This is a genomic window from Ammoniphilus soli, from assembly GCF_040813775.1.
In genome coordinates, this window is sequence record NZ_JBEGDL010000008.1 from 14,504 (window position 1) to 35,613 (window position 21,110).

The 21,110-nt window shown below is 41.5% G+C and carries 20 protein-coding genes and 2 pseudogenes; 2 read left to right on the plus strand and 20 right to left on the minus strand.

The window, feature by feature from the left end:
• Positions 1-13: 13 nt before the first annotated feature.
• From ABLT31_RS16580 to ABLT31_RS16660, 18 genes and pseudogenes are all read right to left on the minus strand, one after another.
• Positions 14-1,219 carry an NAD(P)/FAD-dependent oxidoreductase gene (locus tag ABLT31_RS16580; RefSeq protein WP_367753569.1) on the minus strand — a complete coding sequence of 402 codons (1,206 nt, stop codon included), beginning with the start codon at positions 1,217-1,219 and terminating at the stop codon, positions 14-16.
• Positions 1,216-1,551 (minus strand): (2Fe-2S)-binding protein, encoded by a 336-nt coding sequence (locus ABLT31_RS16585; protein ID WP_367753571.1) that lies wholly within the window; start codon positions 1,549-1,551, stop codon positions 1,216-1,218. Before ABLT31_RS16585 ends, ABLT31_RS16580 begins: the two co-directional genes overlap by 4 nt.
• Positions 1,548-1,820, minus strand: coding sequence for a (2Fe-2S)-binding protein (locus ABLT31_RS16590; protein ID WP_367753573.1), 273 nt, complete (start codon positions 1,818-1,820; stop codon positions 1,548-1,550). The genes ABLT31_RS16585 and ABLT31_RS16590 overlap by 4 nt, the downstream gene beginning before the upstream one ends.
• A gap of 175 nt (positions 1,821-1,995) precedes the next feature.
• Positions 1,996-2,790 carry an aspartate/glutamate racemase family protein gene (locus tag ABLT31_RS16595; RefSeq protein ID WP_367753575.1) on the minus strand — a complete coding sequence of 265 codons (795 nt, stop codon included), beginning with the start codon at positions 2,788-2,790 and terminating at the stop codon, positions 1,996-1,998.
• 47 nt (positions 2,791-2,837) lie between these two features.
• On the minus strand, positions 2,838-3,755 hold the full coding sequence (gene dapA, locus ABLT31_RS16600; protein ID WP_367753577.1) for a 4-hydroxy-tetrahydrodipicolinate synthase: 918 nt from the start codon (positions 3,753-3,755) through the stop codon (positions 2,838-2,840).
• Between the two features lie 59 nt (positions 3,756-3,814).
• Positions 3,815-5,008 carry an NAD(P)/FAD-dependent oxidoreductase gene (locus tag ABLT31_RS16605; RefSeq protein ID WP_367753579.1) on the minus strand — a complete coding sequence of 398 codons (1,194 nt, stop codon included), beginning with the start codon at positions 5,006-5,008 and terminating at the stop codon, positions 3,815-3,817.
• Positions 5,009-5,134: 126 nt separating this feature from the next.
• Positions 5,135-6,646 carry an aldehyde dehydrogenase family protein gene (locus ABLT31_RS16610; RefSeq protein WP_367753581.1) on the minus strand — a complete coding sequence of 504 codons (1,512 nt, stop codon included), beginning with the start codon at positions 6,644-6,646 and terminating at the stop codon, positions 5,135-5,137.
• 408 nt (positions 6,647-7,054) lie between these two features.
• Positions 7,055-7,900, minus strand: a complete 846-nt coding sequence (gene nikE / locus ABLT31_RS16615; protein ID WP_367753583.1) for a nickel import ATP-binding protein NikE — start codon at positions 7,898-7,900, stop codon at positions 7,055-7,057.
• A gap of 41 nt (positions 7,901-7,941) precedes the next feature.
• Positions 7,942-8,766 carry a nickel import ATP-binding protein NikD gene (gene nikD, locus ABLT31_RS16620; protein WP_367753585.1) on the minus strand — a complete coding sequence of 275 codons (825 nt, stop codon included), beginning with the start codon at positions 8,764-8,766 and terminating at the stop codon, positions 7,942-7,944.
• A gap of 18 nt (positions 8,767-8,784) precedes the next feature.
• Positions 8,785-9,639, minus strand: coding sequence for a nickel ABC transporter permease subunit NikC (gene nikC, locus ABLT31_RS16625; RefSeq protein ID WP_462976504.1), 855 nt, complete (start codon positions 9,637-9,639; stop codon positions 8,785-8,787).
• On the minus strand, positions 9,615-10,559 hold the full coding sequence (gene nikB / locus ABLT31_RS16630; protein WP_367753587.1) for a nickel ABC transporter permease subunit NikB: 945 nt from the start codon (positions 10,557-10,559) through the stop codon (positions 9,615-9,617). The genes nikC and nikB overlap by 25 nt, the downstream gene beginning before the upstream one ends.
• An 18-nt stretch (positions 10,560-10,577) precedes the next feature.
• Positions 10,578-12,200, minus strand: a complete 1,623-nt coding sequence (gene nikA / locus ABLT31_RS16635) for a nickel ABC transporter substrate-binding protein (RefSeq protein ID WP_367753589.1) — start codon at positions 12,198-12,200, stop codon at positions 10,578-10,580.
• Between the two features lie 139 nt (positions 12,201-12,339).
• A complete protein-coding gene (locus ABLT31_RS16640) occupies positions 12,340-13,674 on the minus strand; it encodes an MATE family efflux transporter (RefSeq protein ID WP_367753591.1) in 1,335 nt (444 codons plus the stop codon).
• A 295-nt stretch (positions 13,675-13,969) separates the two neighbouring features.
• Entirely contained in the window at positions 13,970-14,389 is a 420-nt protein-coding gene (locus ABLT31_RS16645; protein WP_367753950.1) for a CarD family transcriptional regulator, read from the minus strand.
• Positions 14,363-14,586, minus strand: a pseudogene (locus ABLT31_RS16650) (universal stress protein); the annotation flags it as partial. The gene ABLT31_RS16645 and the pseudogene ABLT31_RS16650, both read right to left, overlap by 27 nt.
• A gap of 53 nt (positions 14,587-14,639) precedes the next feature.
• Positions 14,640-16,076: pseudogene (locus ABLT31_RS16655) on the minus strand (DHA2 family efflux MFS transporter permease subunit).
• A gap of 637 nt (positions 16,077-16,713) precedes the next feature.
• Positions 16,714-16,896 carry an LmrA/YxaF family transcription factor gene (locus ABLT31_RS39015; protein ID WP_462976508.1) on the minus strand — a complete coding sequence of 61 codons (183 nt, stop codon included), beginning with the start codon at positions 16,894-16,896 and terminating at the stop codon, positions 16,714-16,716.
• A 346-nt stretch (positions 16,897-17,242) separates the two neighbouring features.
• Complete coding sequence (locus tag ABLT31_RS16660) at positions 17,243-17,434, minus strand: hypothetical protein (protein ID WP_367753593.1); 192 nt, start codon at positions 17,432-17,434, stop codon at positions 17,243-17,245.
• An 846-nt stretch (positions 17,435-18,280) separates the two neighbouring features.
• Between ABLT31_RS16660 and ABLT31_RS16665 the strand changes: the two genes are divergently transcribed.
• Entirely contained in the window at positions 18,281-18,433 is a 153-nt protein-coding gene (locus ABLT31_RS16665) for a hypothetical protein (RefSeq protein WP_367753595.1), read from the plus strand.
• 157 nt (positions 18,434-18,590) lie between these two features.
• Positions 18,591-19,775, plus strand: coding sequence for a cytochrome P450 (locus tag ABLT31_RS16670; RefSeq protein ID WP_367753597.1), 1,185 nt, complete (start codon positions 18,591-18,593; stop codon positions 19,773-19,775).
• Between the two features lie 91 nt (positions 19,776-19,866).
• On the opposite strand, the gene ABLT31_RS16675 is transcribed toward ABLT31_RS16670, so the two are convergent.
• The gene (locus ABLT31_RS16675; protein WP_367753599.1) at positions 19,867-20,343 is read right to left on the minus strand and encodes a zinc-binding metallopeptidase family protein; all 477 of its coding nucleotides are present in this window, start codon (positions 20,341-20,343) and stop codon (positions 19,867-19,869) included.
• 18 nt (positions 20,344-20,361) lie between these two features.
• Positions 20,362-21,102, minus strand: a complete 741-nt coding sequence (locus ABLT31_RS16680; protein WP_367753601.1) for a small-conductance mechanosensitive channel — start codon at positions 21,100-21,102, stop codon at positions 20,362-20,364.
• Between the last annotated feature and the right edge of the window lie 8 nt (positions 21,103-21,110).

A 21,110-nucleotide genomic window follows, 5' to 3' on the forward strand; every position in this document is an offset into this window, starting at 1 on the left:
AAACACTGTCTTATTACACAGAGATCATTTTTCCACGAGATCGAGAAAATTCATGGTGAAGTTCGGTGCGCGCTTTTTCGATTCCTGGATGGAATTGTATAATAGCATTGCGTCTGGTTACCGCCACATTCTTAACGGCATCCTCTATTTTTGAAATATCATTTAAAGCTTTGAGATCTTTTGAAATCGAAAGACCAGCTACTTTACCCTGTGCCATTGCTACCTTAGCGCTTTCTATCCCTGTGATATTGCCTGCTACATATAACCCTTGAACATCGGTCTGCATGTATTCATTATGCAGAGGAATATATCCCCCCAATTCAGCGAAATACTGAAATGGACAACCAGCAACTGCAGCAAGTTCCGATAATGGCGTAAGCCCACCAGCAATGCAAACAAAATCTACAGATATGTCTTTTTCCGTTCCAGGAATAATATCACCACTAGGAGTAACATGAGCGACACGTACGGCTTCCACTTGTTTTTCCCCAAGTATGCTTAGAACCCTGCTTCGAACTTGTATAGGAATTCCCCACATTTTAAACCCTTTTTTCGGGAAAAATTGAACCGCTAGTTTTGGAGTTACCCACTTTCCACCAAATCGGATGAAAGGAGAAGGTGCCAAGTGAGCTAATCGAAGAAGCGACTGCATCACCTGTTCTGGATCCGCAGACTCTCCAGATACTAAGTTTGGATGCGGTAGCAAGATCCCTTCAATATCCACGCCGCATAATTGCAGTTCTCTTGCAATCGCGAGGGAAAGTACATTCACTCCCACAACGACACATTTTTCTCCCGGCTTTACCCGATGAACATTACTCATTACTTGTGCTGCACCTATGGACATTACACCCGGCAACGTCCACCCTGGAACAGGAATAGGAGCCTCTGATGCTCCAGTGGCAAGCAATAAACACCGTGATTCAAAGACTTTTTCGCTCGTATAAACGAACCATTCATTTTCAACTTTTTGTAAATCATATACCGTTACACCTAAGTGGATATCTACTCCTAGTTGAACCGCTTTCTCATGGAGCTTACGCGCTTCCTCAATTCCGTTCCACCAGTAACCATTTGGTTCTTGATGCAATTGGCCGAGCAAACGCCCCCCCGGCTTAACAAACTCATCTAGTATGCACACCTTTAATCCGTTTTCAGCAGCAGCGATAGCCGCACATAATCCTGCAGGCCCTGCACCAACAATGACAAGATCAATCATGGCTTTACTCCTTTCGTAGAGGATGAAACATTAAGCATGCCTGATTCGACACTCATACCATTTGTCACAGGAGTTAGACAGGAGCGAACGACACTCTTTCCATCTACCTTGACTCTGCATTCGAAACAATGGCCAATATTGCAATAAATGCCTCGTGGAGTTTTCTTTTCTTCATGGCTTCGCAACGTACGCACTCCATGGGCCAGGAGAGCCGCTGCAATTGTTTCCCCTTCATAAGCCGAAAATGTTTTACCATCAAACGTAAACTTGACTTCCTTTTTTTCTTCAAGCTTTCCAAGAACCGGATGATCAATTATTCTCATTGATTTCATTTGTCTTCACCTGCCAGTACACCAAATGTAACAGGACGTACAGGAGGACGGTAGCTCATCGATACTTGGTTAGATTCAACTTTCCCGCTTAATTGAGCCACCATCCGATCAATCATTCCACGGCATGTACGCCCTCCGCAAAACCCCATCCCCGCACGTGTTCTTAGCTTGACCTCACGTGACGAACATTGGAAATTCTCAACTGTCTCTCTAATTTCTTTCAAAGTAATCTCTTCACATCGGCAAATCACGATTTGATCTTCGCTCACAGAAATCGTCCTCCATTATCAAATGTAAAACAAGGTTGTCTCATAGAATTACAGGCTATAAAAAAGGAGACATCAACATTCAAACGCTATAAAATAGTTGTACGAACAGCTACTTTTACATAAGAAGAAATGTTTGATGTCTCCTACGTTTACATCATGAATGACTTAATTCAATTTAGATAAAACCATAATACGGTTTTTGACTCGTCGCATAATGAGCCCATCTGATCATCGTTATAAAATCAAACACAGGTAACTGTACTGCCCTTTGAATATCAGCCGCATAAGGCGGTAAGTCACTGCATTCCAAAAGAATAGCCCCAATGTCCGGATTCTCATTCACCATATTGATAGCCGCATCCACTACTTCTTGTCTCACGATCTCATTATCAAAGGTTCCTCTACTCTCGATAATCGCGGAAAATTCAGGTAATCTCCCCAAATCTTTCACGACACAAATGCTCGGGTCATCTATTCCACAGCTTTTAAATAAGTTAGGAGTAATGCCATGCGCATCTGCTGTCAGCATTCCAATTTTCTGTGTAGGCTTAAGACCTGTTTTAATCCACGGTACTTGAACAACGCTGGACAGATACACAGGAATATTAATTGATGCTGCCACTTTGTCTTGAAAGTTGCCAAAGAATCCACACGCTGCCGCTATGGCTCGAGCGCCTTCCGCTTCAAATTCTTGCGCGGCTTTGATAATATCATCCAAAAGGGTGGGATCCCCAGCATGAATTCTGGCTTGATTACAGTTCGGAACCACCTTTAATCGTACCGGAAAGTCATACGTACCCAAATTGGCGACATTACCTGGCAATACAGGATACCAGCATTCATCCAAATAAAGGATGCCAACCGAATAGCCGGACACATATTGACCTTTTTTCATCGTGATGATTCGATTATCTTGATGCTTATCTAAATACCCATATTCTCTTCCTTCAACTAATTTCTTGGTAGTCAAATTTCACACCCCCTTAGATTACACTGCAAACTATTACCTAAAATCCGTTACCTCAATGCAAGACTATTAACTTTATATCCTAACTTTATCAGTTCCTCTTCAATCTTTGTTTTTAACTCGTCTGTAGGTTGTGTTAAAGGCTTTCTCACTTTTCCTCCTTTAATTCCGATCATGTCCATGCCTGCTTTTACCGGGCCTGGATATGGATTACCTTCCGCCTCCATTAAGCCATAAATACCTGATAATTTCCGATTCAAATCACGTGCGGCATTTATGTCGCTCTTCTCCACTACCAGTTCGTAAAGCTCTACAAGTTCTTTAGGAAGCAAATTAACGAGGATTCCAAAAGCACCCTGTCCTCCAATGGAGAAAGTAGGAAGTATAAAGTGTTCTTCACCGGTAAATACAGTAAAGTTTTCAACATCCTTCGTCAAAGCAACAACCTGGCATAGGTGACCAAAATCTGCAGATTCTTTGACACTTACAATGTTTTCTTCCTGACTCAACTCATAAATCATTTCAGGCGAAATGCTAACGCTGGTTGCACCCGGATAATTGTAGATGACGATGCCTACATTTGACTTTGCAGCTACTTCCTTGAAAAATTCACGAATTCCTTCTTCACTTGTCTTATGATAATAAGGAGGTAGAACCAATCCCCATTTAGCGCCACATTCTGCAGCATAATTGGCAAGTTCGATTGTTTCCTTGGCCGTAGTGCATCCAACACCCGCCATAACAGGTACTCTTCCTGCGGCATATTCGCAGCCAGCCTTGATTAAACTTTTGCGTTCCTCTAATGACATCACATGGTATTCTCCTGTTGTGCCTCCAACCAGAAGGCCATGGACTCCGTTTTCGATTTGAAAGTCGATTACTTTCTTATAAGACTGAAAATCAATGGTTTCATCATCATTGAATGGGGTAATTAATGGTACAAAAATTCCTTTTGGTGCAATACTCATAATATATTCCTCCTATTATTAACCTATATTAGTTTAATTTTTGTTTGCATTCATTAGTTTCAGATATTGACAACTTGTTTTTTCTTGTATCTCGAAAAATTCAGTTTATCAATGTTAAAATCTGTTGGCTCACCTGTTATGAGCTGGGCTACCATTCTTCCAGTGATAGGAGACATGCTAATTCCATCTCCTTCATGTCCACTAGCAATATAGAACCCTGGTACTTCTTCTACTTCCGATACGATAGGAAGGTGGTCTTCCACCCAAGGTCTTACTCCTGCATAAGCCCTTATGCAGTTTAATTCTTTCAGTACAGGCAAGAAGCGAATGGCTCTCTCTGCTATGGCACGCATAACTTCGATTTCTGATTGAATGTTAAAACCCTTAAATGCCCGATGCCCTCCTACTAAAAAGTTATTTGCATCAGTAGGCTCGATCGTAAAAGCAACATTATGTTTTTCCACTAATTCACTTACATTTCTTTTAAACTGAATATCTTCGAATTTAGATAACATGTATCCGAATTCATGAACTTTTTGCTTTGCCACCTTTAACGGCGTCTTCTCAGATATTAATACCATGCCTTTTCTCGGCTTAATGGGTATATGAACCCCAACCATATCTGCTATTTTAGGGGACCATACGCCGGCACAATTAACAATCCTTTTTGTTTTGAAGGTACCTCGGTCCGTTACGACGCTATTAACTCTTCCTTTTTCATCCAATGTAATATTCTGCACAGCATGATAGTCATAAACTTTCAAGCCTAGCTTTTTTCCCTCTTCAACAAACGCGTAACATAATTTATATGGATTCATGGACGAATCCACTTCTGTCCAGATCCCACCGGCTAAATCATCGGCTAAATAGGGTTCAATTTCCTGCAATTCATTCCTATCAACCATTCGCATATCATAACCATCTTTAACCTGTTGGGAAACATAATCCCTGGCAATTTCCAGTTCTTTCTCCGTTTCACAAACATATAAACTTCCCCGCGAAGAGAATTCAAAATCAACCGAAAACTCCCTCGCTAATTGTTTAAACAGCTGGATACTTGCATAGCCAATTTCCGTATCAATACCGGGTTTTTTATCACAAATTAATGCCACTGCATCACATCTGCTGGAAGTTCCTGATGCAACTCCACCTTTTTCGATTAAGGCAACCTCTAGACCCTTTTTGGCTAGATGATAGGCTACGCTAGACCCAATGACCCCGGCTCCAATGACGATAACGTCAAAACTTTTCATTATTGATCCCTCCCAGCATACCTATGACATGTCTGATGCGGAAGTTTTAACATAGCACTATCAAAACCTCCTCAAAAGATGTAGTTATTATGATTTTTTTTTGCAGAGGGGTAAAAATCGATTTTATTATTCGTTTTTACCTTTAAAGAAGCCAGATGGTTCTACTTTTAAATTCACATTAATTTGTTTGGTTTCAAGATATTCTTCAAATCCATAGGTGCCTAAATCTCTGCCTATTCCACTTTTCTTGTATCCACCCCACGGCGCCTCATTGAACGTTGGATGGTAGGTGTTAATCCAAGTGATACCTGCACGCATTTGACGAATTACACGATGAGCTTTAGCTCCATCATTGGTAAAGACCGCAGCAGCCAAACCAAATTCTGTGCCATTTGCTAATTGAATGGCTTCTTCTTCTGTTTTGAAGGTTTGAATGACTAATACGGGGCCAAAAATTTCTTCCTGAACAATTCTCATATCCGGTCTCGTATCTGTAAATATGGTAGGTTCTACAAAATAACCATCTGATAAGCCACCCTCAAATATACGCTTTCCCCCACAAAGAAGTGTCGCACCTTCTTTCAAGCCAATCTCTACATAATCAAGTACTGTATTCATATGGTCTTCTGAAACGAGAGGTCCCATTTCAATACCGTCTACCCAACCTGGTCCGACTTTGATCATCTTAGCCCGTTCTACGAGTTCAGGTACAAATTTTTCATATATACTTTCTTCCAGCAATAAACGTGAACCCGCCGAACACACTTGACCTTGATTGGCGAATATGGCAAACAGGGCATAATCGATGGCTGTTTCTAAATCAGCATCCGCAAAGACGATATTAGGTGATTTTCCACCCAGCTCTAAACTGATCTTTTTAACCGTATCTGCTGCCGATTTCATTAACCTAATCCCTGTATCGGTACCTCCGGTAAAGGAGATTTTATCTACATCCGGATTTCTGACTAATTCTGCTCCGACCTTACTTCCAGCACCTAATACCAAATTAACAACACCAGGCGGGAATCCAACTTCATCAATAATCTCAAACAAACGAATCACAGAAAGAGGTGTCTGCTGAGCTGGTTTAATGATCACTGTACATCCAGCAGCAATAGCAGCTGCAATTTTTTGGTTTGCCATTACCAAAGGATAATTCCAAGGAACGATAAGACCCACTACACCAATCGGTTCGCGAACAACCATAGCTTGAATATCATCCGGAACATCATAGGTTTGACCATGAGGCTTTGTTGCTAAACCAGCATAATAACGTAGTTGGTTTACTGCATCTTCAACATCATTAATCGACTCTCTCAACGTTTTCCCATTATCTAGTGTCTCTAAATAAGCAAACTCTTCTTTTCTTTCTTCCAATTTGTTTGATATTTGGAGCAAAAGCTCTGCACGATGCCTTGCTTTGCTGTTCATCCAGCCGTCTTCATAAAACGCTCTTCGCGCAGCCTCAATAGCTTTTCTTGCATCTTCCACTGAACCTTCCGTAACAATCCCGATAACCTCACGATTTGCAGGATTGATAACTTCTCTCGTGTCACCGGTTTCATTTGCAACCCATTGTCCATCAATATACATCTTTTGTATAATATGATTGGGCGTTAAGACTGATTTGATATCCATAAGATTAGGTATCCTTTCTCCTACTTATTTTCGCTGATATTTGTAAAACTCTATATCTTTGCTCTACACTTATTAAATAATATTTTGACTAGTTGTTCATTGGACATTCTGTTAAATAAAATGGTCCGTTTTTTTAACTACAAAAAAAATACGTGTATTTTAACGAAGTATTTTACGACACATTGTTTTACTATTACGTTGCAGAAGAAAAAAACACTCACACCACCCCCCATTTCTTAATACACCTCTATAATTTGTTCTTAGTTGATTTGACATTTTACCACGTCAAATTTGGGTTGATTTAGTATGTAGTGTTATACTCTATAAAATATAAAAAGATCGTCCTCAGAGAGTCGGACGATCTTTTTATATTTATTATTCACTATGTTTGGTTGCATACATCACAGCTTAATTTGCTTCGCTTCGCGCATGTCGTATAGGGTTTCGACCCGAAGAAATGGAGCGATGTCTAGGATGCTCAGGTAGAATGGATGAAATCAGATTTTTCACAGCGGGATGGTGCGAAGCAAAAACCTGATTTTTATCGTAACATAGTTCGACCAGTTCCCCTTTCTCCATCACAGCCAAGGTATCGGAAATGGAGTAGGCCGCTTTAATGTCATGGGTGATAAAAAGGTAAGAAAGGCCAAATACTGACTTTAATTCACCTAATAAACTCAAAATAAGCGTCTGATTCACCATATCCAAACTGCTTACCGACTCATCTAATACAATCAGCTTCGGTTTTAAAGCGATGGCTCTTGCTATATTGATTCTTTGCAGCTGTCCGCCGCTAAATTGACGAGGATACTTTTTCATATCCTCGGATTTTAGCCCGACCTGTTCCAGTAATTCCGCTATTGTTCTTTTTTGTTCGGTGGCAGACAGTCTCTCGTAATTTTCCAGGGGTTCTCCGATAATCTGTTCCGCCGTCATCCGTGGATTTACCGACGAGTAACAGTCCTGAAACACCACTTGAAGATCTCGTCGAAGCCGTTTGCGGGTGTGCGGGTCCGTGTGATAGAGATCTTGTCCTTGAAAAAGAACCAAGCCCTTTTGTGGCTTTTCCAATCCAAGGATCACTCTGCCCAACGTGCTTTTTCCTGCTCCGCTGGCGCCTAAAAGCCCCATGCACATTCCTTGTTCTATGGAAAGGGAAACATTCGAAAGAATGGCGGATTGCCGAGACGAGCGCCAAAGGAAACGAGATGAACCATAGCTATAGGTAACTTCCTTTACTTGCAGCAAACTCATGGGAGTCACCTCCTTTTTCGCATCATTTGCTATGGCGTTGATCAAACTAACTTCTTGATCTGTTCATTAAACGGTAAGGCCGGCCTTGCATGTAAAAGTTTTTTCGTATATTCATGCTGGGGATGATCAAATAGCTGGAAAACATCCGCTTTTTCTACGATCCGTCCCTTATAGATTACAGCCACTTCGTCAGCGAGTTCTGAGATTACACCCAAATCATGCGAAATCAAAAGAATGGACGTCCCACATTCTGAACGAAGTCGATCCAACTGCCTCAGTACTTGCAATTGGTTCGTCACATCTAAGGCTGTTGTCGGTTCATCAGCAATGACCACGGATGGACGCAGGCACATCGATATCGCAATCATTACCCGCTGAAGCATCCCTCCGCTCAGTTGAAAAGGATACCTCCGCATAAGCTCAAGAGGCTGGGGCAGATTCACAGCATCCATAGAGTCTGCCGCCAACTCGATCGCTTGTTTTTTCGTGAGATCGGAATGGGTTCGGATTGTTTCGATGAATTGATCACCGATCGTATGCACCGGTGTGAAGGCATTCATGGGATTTTGCATAATGAAGCCGATCTCTTTCCCGCGAATGGTCCGCATGTCCTCCGCCCCCAAGCCATTGATCTCACGGCCATGCAATCGGATACTTCCTTCCACACAGGTTGTTTTCCGATCCAGGAGCTGCAGCAGAGACATACAGGTGATGGTTTTTCCGCTGCCGCTTTCTCCCACAAGTCCAAGCACCTCGCCGGGTTTGATCTCAAAATGAATATCCTGAACCAAGGGCAGTATTCCCTGTTCCGACTTTACCTTGACATGTAGACCGCTCACCTGCAAAACATGGCGATGTTCCTCCATCAATAGCCTCATTCCTTTTTAATAACGTCGTTTTACACCAAATCGATCTGATAAAGCTTCGCCCAACACATTAAACGTCATGACAACAAGCAAAATCATAATACCCGGATAGAGCATTAATTCTGGTTGGCTTCGTATATACGCTTTCCCTTCGTGAATCATCGCTCCCCACTCCGGTGTTGGCGGCTGAATGCCAAGCCCTAGAAACGACAGCGCGGAAATGTCCATGATCGCCCACCCCATTTCCAGAGTTCCCATTACCAGTATTGGAGGAAGCACATTTGGGATCATATGCCGTCGGATAATTTTCCATGGCGAAGAACCGCTTATTCGAGCTGCCGTAATAAAATTCTGCTCCTTCAAACTAACAACCATGCTGCGAAACATGCGGGCATAATATACCCACTGCACCATCATTAAGGCCAAAACCACCTGCCACAGTCCAGGGCCTAATAATCCCACTAACCCAAGAACGAGCACGAGATTCGGAAATGCCATGACCCCTTCGCAGAACCGCATCAATCCAATATCTATCCAGCCTCCTTTATAACCGGCAATCGTCCCAACCATCAATCCGATCCCTAAAGAAGCGATGAAAATTAAGGAGGCAAATCCTAGTGAAACACGGGCCCCAAATAGAATGCGCGAAAAATTGCAGCGTCCCAAATGGTCCGTACCCAACGGATATTCCCACGATGGCGGACGCAGCTTAAGCGCCAAATTCACCTGAATGGGATCATTCGGAGCAATCCATGGTGCCATAATGGTAATAAAGAATAAAATCAATAAAATGACCGAGCAAACGACCACGGTCTTCTCACTTTTGAGAACGATACGAACACTCGCAATCAATGGTCGGTCCTTCCTTTCCATGAAATACGGGGATCCATGTATAATTGCACCAGATCCACAATGAGGTTGCACACAATGAACAGACAAGCGGCTAGGAACACGTAGCATTGGATCACTGGAATATCCCGATTAAAAATCGCATCCACAAAATAGCGTCCAAACCCCGGCCAGGAAAAAACTTGCTCCACGATAATCGTTCCGGTGAGCAATTTGCCCATATTCATACCCAGTCCCGTAATCACCGGTGAAATGGCAATTTTGAGCACATGCTTTACCATAATAACTCTTTCTTTTATCCCTCTCGTTCTCGCGTATAAAACGTAAGACTCCTGCAATTGTTCCAGCACACTTGCACGCAGCAGCCGGGTATAGATCGCGATCAATGCCAAGGATAACGTGAGGGTCGGCAGCACCAAATGCTCCCACGATCCTCTTCCTTCTACCGGAAACAAATCGAGTTTGACAGAAAAGAAAAAAATCAATAAGTATCCGAGCCAAAACTGTGGAATGGAAGCGCCGAAGAACGAGAGCAGCCTGCTGAACGTATCAATCAGGCTGTTCTTGTACACCGCTGACAAAAAACCTAGTGGGATACTAATGATGACAGCCACTAAAATACTGCTAACAGCGAGTTGGATCGTTGCAGGCATTCTGGCCGTCACCTCATCCCAGACCGGCTCATTCGTAAGATAAGATTTGCCGAAATCAAGTCGGCAAATCTTCATGACAGTTTGTGCATATTGTACGATCAGAGGCTGATCCAAACCGAATTCCTGCCTTTTCTCAGCCAGAATCTCCTCCGTCGGATGAATATGGGCTGCGGTCAAATACGCTTCAGCCGGGTCCACTGGTGACATGCGGATAAGTAAAAACATGATGAGAATGGCAAAGAGTACAATGGGAATGATAGCGAGGATCCGCTTCGCGATATAGCTAACCATGAATGGCCTCCCTACCCATTACTTGCTCGTATCAATCCCGTAGAATGGATGTTCATCCCGATTAGCCGGGAAGTTAAAGTCTTTCACACCATTCTGGTAAACAACGGTTTTCTTGATATAAGAGATGGGAACGAAAGCCGATTGCTCCTGCAGGGTCTTCAGGATGGAGCCATATAGCTCTTGTCGCTTTTTCTCATCCGTAGAGGCAAGGGCCTCCTTAACTTGCTGATCCAGCTCTTGTTTCATAGGCAAGCTGGAATGGGCTTCCGAAACACCCCATCCTTTTTCTGCCACAACATTGATAAAAGAATGAGGATCATATGGCGCTCCGAAGTTGTACCAAAAATCGATGTCAAATTCGCCTGCTTTGCGTCGTTGAATTTGAACCGTCAATTCAACTCCCGTAATGTTCAGCTTGACACCGATCGCTCCCCATTCGGCTTGCACGGTTTCCGCCATCGCCCTTTGTATCGGGTCCGTCTTATCGTAGATCAATTCCAGCTCAAGTGGTTGACCGTTCTTCTCCCGTACGGTTTTTCCAGGAGGCAGCTTCCAGCCTGCCTCTTCGAGGTAAGCAGTCGCTTTTTCCACATTGTATTCAATGGGTTCGACATCAATATTCGTATACGGGAAGTTTTTGGATAAGATGCTGTCCGCTTTCTCCTCCAAACCAAGTGTGATGCCTTCCACCATGGCTTGCTTGTTAAATCCATGTTGCAGGGCTAAACGCACTCGCAAGTCAGCTAGCTTTTCATTTGATGTATTTAACAGCAAATTTCTTGTTCCGACAGGCTCGGACAGCTCCGTTGCGTATTGGCCGGACTCTTTCAATTGATTGAAGGAATCCATACTGATGACGCCTTCTCCATAGATCAAATCCAATTCCCCTTTTTCAAAAGCCATCACGCGCGTCTCTGCATCCGGAATGATCTTTACGGTTACTTTTTCGATCTTTGGGCTCTCTCCCCAATAATTCGGGTTGCGGGTAAACATCGCATATTCGTCTTTCTTGTAATCGGCGAGCATCCAAGGCCCGGTCCCTACTGGTTCTTTTACTCCCTTCGAAGTGTCTCCATCATCCGGGAATCCGGCCTCACCTAGGAATCGAACAGGACGTACCAGCGACAAATCTTGCAATGCGGGATAATAAGGTTCCTTCAAGGTCATTTTGAATGTCAGCTCATCCACGGCCTCGGTCTTTTCCAGGACATTGATGACACCGAGCCAGCTATGTAATTTGGAGTTTTTCATCACAGCATCAAAATTCTTTTTCACAATGGCGGCGTTAAAAGGCGTCCCGTCCGAAAATTTCACATTTGGGCGGAGCTTGAAGGTATACTCTTTGCCGTCCTCCGATATGGACCATGATTCGGCAAGATGGGGGGCCAGCTCTCCTCCTTCTTTGTAGCTAATCAATGGCTCATAAATCATCGATTGTGCTATCAATTGCGAAGGATTGTAAACATGAGGATTCATCGTCCCGATATCCCTCGGCCAGGATAGCGTGATGGATTTCTCCGTTTGCTCTGTTCCCTCTTGAGATATCGTTGCCGTTTCCTTCTCCGAACATCCAAGAAGAGCGGCAGACATGAGAAGACTCATAACCGAAAGTAAAATCGTCTTTCTTTTCAATTTAAACATGATAAAATAATTCCTTTCGAATAAAAGTAATAATGATTATCATTCATATTATAGAAGGAGTTATTTTTTGTCAATGAATTTCATTTTCAATAAGCTAAAACCATGGGTGCATTCCATGGTTTTAGCTTATTCAGTCATATTATTGTACAGCACGGCTTAGCTCAGGGAGATATCTCCCTAGAAATAGGGAACGAGCTGAAGTAAATAAGATAAAGGCAAACCAGAGCCCATGATTATTCCACTGAGGAACACATAGCCATGCAGCTAGTAAGAAAATGATAAAAGATAGAATCATAGAATTTCGTATCTGTTTCGCTGCTGTAGCACCTGTAAAAATACCGTTTAGCTGCAACCCCCAAAAGCCAACCAATGGGAATAAAATAAGCCACCATAGATATTCAGAAGAAACCTGCTGTACCTCTGGGATCGTTGTGAACAAAGCAATGATTGCATCCCCAGCCACGTATATAATTATTGCCAGCAATAGCGAAACGGTACCAGGCCATATCGCTGTCACTTTGATCGTATGGTTATAAAGGATTGTATTTCTCTCCCCAATCGCTCTTCCGACCAAAATACTGCTTGCATTCGCAAAACCACCCAAGATATAAGCAATAATGAATTGAATTTGCAGCAAGATCGCATTGGCTGCTAGAATCAACTCACCCATAGATGTCCCTTTAGCTGTAAACAAACCGAAAACGGTTAATAGGAAAAGTGTGCGCATAAAGAGATCGCCATTCATACTCAGCATTTTAATTACAGAAGCTTTATGTAGGAATTGTGACCAATTCCAGCTTATACCCTTGATCTGCTGATCTTTGGCCAGGATCAACAACCCCATCACAAGTGCGCTAAATTCAGCAATTAAGCTTGCAGCAGCTACACCGTCGGTTCCCATTAGAAATACTTTCACAAAAATAAGATCAAGAACGATATTTATCAAATTCATAAAAAGCTGTAGAAAAAGAGAGAGCCGTACCTTCGACATACCAATGAGCCAACCTAAAATAACATAGTTAAGCAAAGTAAAAGGCGCTCCCCAAATGCGGATATCAAAGTATTGAATAGCATGCATCTCTACAGCATCGCTTGGCTCCAAAAATATAATAGCGATATGTTTAATAGGGATCTGTAAAAGAATGAATAATGCACCAAAGATGATCGCCAATCCCATAGGCCGAAATAAAGACATGAATACTTCGGTCTGATTGTTAGCCCCTTGAGCTTGAGCTGTAAAACCTGACGTACTGTATCGCAAAAATCCTAGCAGCCAATACAAATAGTTGAAAATTAAAGATCCAATAGCCACACCGCCAATATAGGAGGGATTAGGCAATTGTCCCATCACAGCCGTATCTACTGCCCCTAATAACGGTGTAGAGAGACCTGATATGATAAGAGGAACTGAAAGTAACAGATATTGGCGGTGGCTATATGGCTGTTCAGCTTCTCCTGAAATGACTGTCTTCATGAGGATAATCTCTCTTTTCTATAAGAAAATAGGAAGTTTCAAAGCGAAAATTTTATTTATTCCTATTTTTTATAATATATTCTATATAGTATGCAACCAAATTTGGATAAAAGGGATAAAGATAAATTTAATTGCTAATCTATTAAAAGTCAATGAGTATAGTTCTCGAACACTTCTTGTTTTATCTCTAAAGACCTTGATCACTTATCACTTTAAAGGTTAAGGTGAGTTTTCGTCTGCTAATACTTTATAAGTCAGTGTAGCAATAACAGTTGCCGTAGTGAATTGAACCTATTTAGGAATATTCTCCAAGGCCAAACTCGCCTAGTTTCTTTTCATGACTTTCAGCTTCAACCTTTTTCCGCATCAACGTATTAACTACTTTAGAAATCTCTTTCCGATTTCCCGTCTTTACAATCTCAGAATATATTCTGGTACGGTCTTGGACTTTTTCAATCCAAGAAATACCGGGTAATTTGAAGGAATCTAAAATTTCTTCTGCTTCCTTGCGATTCATCATTCCTAGTATGACTCCCTGATCATTATCCACTGGGGTACTGATGGTTAATTGAGTATCTTCAAGAGGATGTAAAATGTAATAGGTTCTAGTAACGCCAAAATAAGTCTTTTCACATATTTCATCTATATGGCAGATACCATGTGCTGAATAGATGATCAAATCTCCAGCCTCAGCTTGCCACTCATAGCCATTCAAAAGTTCCTCTGATCGCTGCTGTGCACGCTCAACAATGGAACGGTCATAACTTCGAATGAACGGGTATCGACTACGTTTACGATGTTTAATATGGAATCTTTGTTACGTTTGGCAACATCGATGGATTTGCGAAAGGCGTATTCCGCTTCTTTTGAACCGTCTACAGCTACTAAAATACTTTTATAATGATTGGCCATCTGCCACCCACTCCTTCTAAAACGATTTAAAAGGTTCTGTCTCTATAAAATATTTAGGATTTTTCCTTTAGATTCATATTGGGCTTTTTCATGAATAAGGACAGGACAATATTAATCACTGCTAATAATAAGCTGATTTTAAACACCAGTGCAGACCCTGTCGCTACGGCTTGTGTCGGCTCATTGGCAACGGTGGCTAGGTAACTATGCTGTTCTGCCGATAAAATCGATACCATAACGGCAATACCGATAGCGCCAGATACTTGTTGGAGCGTTTGGGTTAAAGCAATTCCATCGGGATAGTACTGTTTCGGAAGAGAATTAAGCGTGTTGGTTTGTACAGAAGCAAGCACCGCCCCTATCCCTAACGACCATATGAGTTACGACAATCATCCATAAAGCCGTTTCGGTACCAAATTGTGAATAGATTAAATAGCCAATAGCTACCAAAATGGTTCCAGGTGTAATTACTGCTTTCGGACCATACCTGTCAAATAAACGACCAATAGTTGAGCTAATACACAGTTAAGCAAGCTACCCGGCAGAAGGATAAGACCTGTTGTAAAAGCAGCAATTAATAAAGACATTCACATATACATCGGTAAAATGACAAGCATGGACAACATATTAAAGAACGTGATGAAACTCATAAAAATTCCGCGATCGAATAGCGGGTAAGTAAATGCTTTTAGATTCAGCATAGGATGCTCCATCTTCGTTTGACGAATCGCAAAAATAATGACGGCAATTAGTCCAATGATGATCGACCCAAGAACAGTTGTACTTGTCCAACCGCCTCCGCCTTCACCACCCATACTTACTCCGTAAACAATACCACCGAATCCAATCGTCGATAGAATAACAGATAACACATCAATCGAAACCTTGCGTATCTCATTCACATTCGGTAAATAAACCAACCCGAAAATAAAGGAAAACAGTAAGAAAGATATGGTAAACCAGAAAATCCAATGCCATGTTAATGTATCTAAAATAAGTCCTGCTAATGTTGGCCCAAGTGCTGGACCAGCCAACATCACTAAGCCCATGACCCCCATAGCGGAGCCTCGTTTATTTGGGGGGAAGATGGTAAAAATAACATTTTGAGTTAAAGGCAAATTAATGGCTAATCCTGCTGCTTGAATGATCCGTCCCACCAATAAAACACTAAATACGGGGGCTACTGCTGCTAAAATGGTACCGATAATGGAAAGTATTATAGAAGTCATAAACATTTGACGCGTGGTGAATTTTTGCATTAAAATACCTGTTACTGGAACCAAAATACCTAAGGTTAAAAAATAACCTGTTGCTAGCCATTGGACCGTTGTGGCATTCACTTGGAATATTCGGCTTAATTCCCCTAAGGCAATATTTAATGCCGTTTCACTAAAAAGTCCAACAAAGCCTGCCACTAAAAGAGCAGCCATGATCGGCCCTGTTTTGATTTGTTGTTGCGTTATCGGAACCGCTACGGTTTCTTGATTCATTTATTAAAAGTCCTTCAATAAATATGGTAATACATGCGAAACCATTTTTAGTTGATCGCTTGCTTTTTGGGTTTAAATAAAGCAGAATTGCACCTTCGATAGAAGCCGTCATCATGAGAGCAACCGAATGAGCCCTTTCGGAGACTGGAGGTAAAAAGTATGGATATACAAGAATTAAAGAAGATGTGCAGCCCCAGAAATCGGAAAAATCCTTTTTCCTATTAGTGAAAATCTCCGGGTCTAAACAAATTCATAAAAATTGGAGCAATGGGGAGATATAGTGGAATCTGTCTTGTTCGAGGCTGGCGAAAAATAACGAAATAGCGCTTCGAATTAATCAAAAAGGAAGCGAAGCTTTCTTTTGTTAACGGTTTCAATAACTGCATTAGAAAAACTTTTTCTAATCTACCGGTGTTAATCTAGTTTATTATCAATTTTATTAGAATCCCATACAAACCGACCGGTTTGTTTCTGTTTTATCAAAAAAAAGTTATAAATCCCACTTCATCTTACATTGTACATAATGCGAATAATAGATTGAAATATTTAAAACTTATGTCAGTAATAAGCCGTAATTATTACAAATTTCAGCAAGCCCTACATTACCGGGCCTGTTTTGAACTTGTTGATTCATTTATTAAAATTCCTTCAATAAATTGGATAATACATGCGAAATAATTTTTAGTGGATCGCTTGCTTTTTTTGTTAAACAAAGCATAATTCCACCTTCAATAGAAGCCGTCATCATGACAGCAATCGAATGAGCCCTTTCCTCCGAAAACCCATCTGCTACTAATTTATTCGAATAAATCCCTTGAATCTTTGTCGGTTAATCCTACACCCTTATATCCTTTTTGCTGAAAAAGAGTTGTTGCGATCTCGATGATCAACGATTTTGTATCCATTTCTGTAGCACCCTCCATACCGACCGGTCCGTTTATTACTTTATCAAGATTTTATTCTATATTTCAAGCTTTATTTTTTGTTAATTTTTTAAGTTTGATAAAAAAGGACACTGACTCAGCGTCCTTTTTATATCTATATTCATTTCCATGTTTACTCAGGATCACCAGCTTTCCACCATCGAACAACTGGGCCTGAATTCATAACAGAACATATCGGGGTGTAAGAAGGGCGTCCAAGGCTCCTTCTTCTTTTTACCCCTCTTAATCTCGGCCTCTCCTTATTTGAAGCTTTAGGTCTTCGACAGTTTGCTGGATGGTGTCAAGCTCTTCTTGATATTCTAATACTCTTTCATCCACAGAGGGATCATTGCCTATCTTATCCAGTATTTGCTTTACATCAAACTCCCTTGACTGAGCAAGTGACAATAGGTATTGCAAGCTCTTCATCCTCATTGTATTCATCCTCCCATAATGCAAATTGGTCTTTTAGTATCCTAATCACTTCATTATAGCCTTCTCAAATCGCCAAAGGAAATAAAGTGAGTTAGGTGCTGTTTGATCTTGCGAAGAAGCTGGGGGTCAATGGTGATATCCTGCGTAATCCTTCTATTTCCATCAGTTCAATTGTAACAGATTTATACAACATTTTTTACAGAATTTATCGTAGCTTCAACCATTTTTTGCGAAAAAGAATCAAGAACATTTTGATGGACATAAATTCTTTGTACGGACCTACCCGCAAGTTAAAAATGGTGTCTTTCTGGCATATTCATCCCCTCCTTTAGGATGATTTTAATGAATAGTTTGTTTATTTTTAGTGTAGAGACATTTGTTTGCAAACGGAAATACTTAGTAACTATCACTAAGGTTAGCCTTATTACTATAAGGTGTGAACCAATCTTACAAACAGTTCGTACCGATACACAAATAACTTAAGTGTCATCGTTTCAATGTCAACATTTTGAGCTTTATTTTGGGGAAAGCCCAGGACACCCCGAGACGACATTCTTCCCGAAAATTTAATGATGTAGACAGTCAGTAGAAAATTGTGCTTCGAGCACCAATGATACTCAAAAGATTTAGCCGTCGCTCCTGACACTTCAGCTTTAATCTAGTGTGTCATATCATTTAACAAGCCAAGAAACAGTTCTTACACAATCTGATAGTATTAACTATAAGAAAAAATTAACCGAAACAAAGGAAAATCATCTTAAGGAAAAATTTAGGTTTGTAAGCGTTCACAAAACAAAAACTCTATGTTATACTACTAAAGGAGATAATTAAAGGAGGATGACAGTCATGTCTAAGTGGAAAATTCAAAGCACTAAACCTTCTCTACCATCCGACCTTGAAGAATTGCTTGAGAAGTTTGAATCTGAAACCCGTATACATGAATTCGCAAAGGATCTCGTCCGAGGACATTATGAAGAGCAATGGGAAGAAGCCGTTTAGTATATATTAACCCTCTACTTATTTGGTAGAGGGTTTGTCATTTTATTTGTGTGTAATTAAAGGTGTTTCAAAACAAAACAAAATATGGTAGCTTTTTTGATAGAAAATATGTTAACCTATTATTAAAATTAAGTTAACATATTTGAGGTGTACGGTTATGAACTTTCCCATTATGACAGACGAATTTTTTCAGAATCCTTATCCTTCTTACGAACGAATGCGTGCCATTCATCCGTTATACAAGCATGCGTCTGGTAAATATCCCGGATGGTATGTAACCGGCTATGAGGAAGCCCTCAATATTCTTAAAGATGCGCGCTTTCAAAATCGCAGCCCTCTCCCGCCAACGGCTTCCAAATATGAAGGTTTGAAGAACAGCCAAAATCATATGATGCTTTTTAAGAACCCTCCTGAGCATACACGATTGCGTACCTTGGTCGGACAAGCGTTTTCCCAGCGAGCAATAGAAAAATATCGTACCTTTATCGAGGAAACGGCTCATACCTTGCTAAAAGACTCTAAAAAAACAGGAAAACTAGATGTAGTTACCGATTTCGCTTTCCCTTTAGCGAGTCTCGTGATAGCAAAAATACTAGGAATACCTGAAAAGGATCGCCAAGCCTTTAGAGACTGGGCCTTTATTCTGATCCAAGGCATTGATTTGACTAGAACCAGATTTGTCTTAACCGAAGCGAATGATACGATTGTAAGATTATCGAGTTATTTCCGCGAATTCATTCAAGAACGGAAGCAACGGCCTCAAGATGACCTAGTGAGCTTGTTGACTCAAACGTCAGAGACAGAAAACGGCTTAACAGACGATGAAATTATTTCCACATGCATTCTTTTGTTGATCGCTGGCCACGAAACAACTGTGAATCTTTTAAGCAACGCGATGGTTGGTTTGCTCCATCACCCCGATCAGTTAGCAGCATTAAAAGCCAATCCATCTTTAATCGAGACAGCGGTGGAAGAGTTTCTTCGTTACGAAAGTCCAACGCAAATGACCGCTAGAATGGCGTCAGAAGATATTGAACTAAATGGTTGCTTGATCCAAAAAGGTGAACAGGTATATGTCCTGTTAGGAGCTGCAAATCGGGATCCTCGAAAATTCCTGAATCCAGAGAAACTCGATATCACGCGGAATCCTAATCCTCATTTGGCATTTGGGTACGGTACCCACTTTTGTTTAGGTTCCACCTTAGCCCGAATGGAGGCTCGGTTAGCTCTTCCAGCTCTTTTGAATGAAATACCAAACTTTGAGTTAGATTCCAAGAACCTGCCTTGGAGGAACTTAGTTGGATTTAGATCCCTTGAAAACCTACCGATTATCTTTAAATAATACACTTCTCGGGTCCCCCTTCGGATAGGTGTAGCATAAAAAGCCAAACCCCTCAATGGGATTTGGCTTCTTGTGTAGATAACCTATACTTCTACTCTTCAATCTGCTCCCCTGCCCGTAGGAGGGGTAACTTCTTCCGGAATCCCTCGGCTGGACAGCCGTAATATCGGATCGTTCCCTCCAGCTTCTCTTCGTCCATCCTCTTTTTTAAGCCAATGACCGCTTCGACCCCCGCTGTTCCGAGCAAGTTATGTCCGCACCCGTGACCAGCTCCATGGGATACGATGGGTTCATGGGCAACTCCTACTTTTTGAGAAAGCCCCGGCAAGGCATCATATTCACCCAATATTCCTATAATTGGTTTCCCTGCTCCGTATTCGGCAACGAACGCTGTGGAAATTCCCGCAATCGAAGATTGAATGCGAAATCCTTCTTTCTCTAATCTATTTATTTGTAAATCGCAAGCATACGTTTCTTCATAGGCAACTTGGGGATGCTCCCAGATTTTCTTTGCCATTTCCGTAAACTCATAACTGTCTATAAAATCTAAAAGATTTTGTTTACTCATGCTTACCTCCAAATCACTTTAGCTTACGCCTGTTTTTTGAGCCTTGATTTTCTCCATAAGCATGCAGATCACGACGGTTCCAAGGATACACAAAAAGGTATGAAAAGTACGCGGTATTGGACCGAGATTAACGAATAATCCAAAAGCGATTCCTACTAATCCCCATGTCGGTTTTTGCAAGGCAAATTGCGCGATCACTCCCCCGAAAATAGCAGGAAGGACAAAGCGGAAGGCGCTCATCACAGATTCCGGCATTACGGATAGCAGGTATGAGCCTCCTAGAATAACAAACAGGAGGATGACCGCATTCGTAATCGATGCCGCAGCTATGGCGAGAGTGGCAGTAATTTCACCTTTTTTCGTCCCAGGCTCAGCACCCACAACGCTTTGAGCAACGGAGGCACAAGGCAGGCACATATTTCCTATATTCCCCGTCAGAAAGGCAAGATAGGTTCCGGAGACGCCTAAAATGGGATAATAACTAATCGGTTCAACGATCCATACAATGGCGATAATGGAGGCATAAGCTATAAAGCCTGAAATGATCGCAGCCCAACCAGGATGAAATCCAAGAACAAAGGACAGATAAAGAGGTACTACTAAGGTGAGAAGGATAACGGACCAAATCGTCAAACGACCCCAAAAATGGGATTTCTCCTGAAATGTCTCAAAATCTATCATGGTTGCAGCTGCCATATCCTTCGTCGCTATAGCACCTTCACCAATTGTTAAATTACTTCCCTCGTTGCCCATTGACATGCATCTTC

Coding starts and splice junctions, on each gene's coding strand:
- nikD (WP_367753585.1), bottom strand. CDS start 8,766: ATGGAGGAACATCGCCATGTTTTGCAGGTGAGCGGTCTACATGTCAAG.
- nikC (WP_462976504.1), bottom strand. CDS start 9,639: ATGGAAAGGAAGGACCGACCATTGATTGCGAGTGTTCGTATCGTTCTC.
- ABLT31_RS16670 (WP_367753597.1), top strand. CDS start 18,591: ATGAACTTTCCCATTATGACAGACGAATTTTTTCAGAATCCTTATCCT.
- ABLT31_RS16640 (WP_367753591.1), bottom strand. CDS start 13,674: ATGAAGACAGTCATTTCAGGAGAAGCTGAACAGCCATATAGCCACCGC.
- ABLT31_RS16605 (WP_367753579.1), bottom strand. CDS start 5,008: ATGAAAAGTTTTGACGTTATCGTCATTGGAGCCGGGGTCATTGGGTCT.
- ABLT31_RS16675 (WP_367753599.1), bottom strand. CDS start 20,343: ATGAGTAAACAAAATCTTTTAGATTTTATAGACAGTTATGAGTTTACG.
- nikE (WP_367753583.1), bottom strand. CDS start 7,900: ATGAGTTTGCTGCAAGTAAAGGAAGTTACCTATAGCTATGGTTCATCT.
- ABLT31_RS16660 (WP_367753593.1), bottom strand. CDS start 17,434: ATGAGGATGAAGAGCTTGCAATACCTATTGTCACTTGCTCAGTCAAGG.
- ABLT31_RS16680 (WP_367753601.1), bottom strand. CDS start 21,102: ATGTCAATGGGCAACGAGGGAAGTAATTTAACAATTGGTGAAGGTGCT.
- ABLT31_RS16610 (WP_367753581.1), bottom strand. CDS start 6,646: ATGGATATCAAATCAGTCTTAACGCCCAATCATATTATACAAAAGATG.
- ABLT31_RS16585 (WP_367753571.1), bottom strand. CDS start 1,551: ATGAAATCAATGAGAATAATTGATCATCCGGTTCTTGGAAAGCTTGAA.
- ABLT31_RS16665 (WP_367753595.1), top strand. CDS start 18,281: ATGTCTAAGTGGAAAATTCAAAGCACTAAACCTTCTCTACCATCCGAC.
- nikB (WP_367753587.1), bottom strand. CDS start 10,559: ATGGTTAGCTATATCGCGAAGCGGATCCTCGCTATCATTCCCATTGTA.
- nikA (WP_367753589.1), bottom strand. CDS start 12,200: ATGTTTAAATTGAAAAGAAAGACGATTTTACTTTCGGTTATGAGTCTT.
- dapA (WP_367753577.1), bottom strand. CDS start 3,755: ATGAGTATTGCACCAAAAGGAATTTTTGTACCATTAATTACCCCATTC.
- ABLT31_RS16580 (WP_367753569.1), bottom strand. CDS start 1,219: ATGATTGATCTTGTCATTGTTGGTGCAGGGCCTGCAGGATTATGTGCG.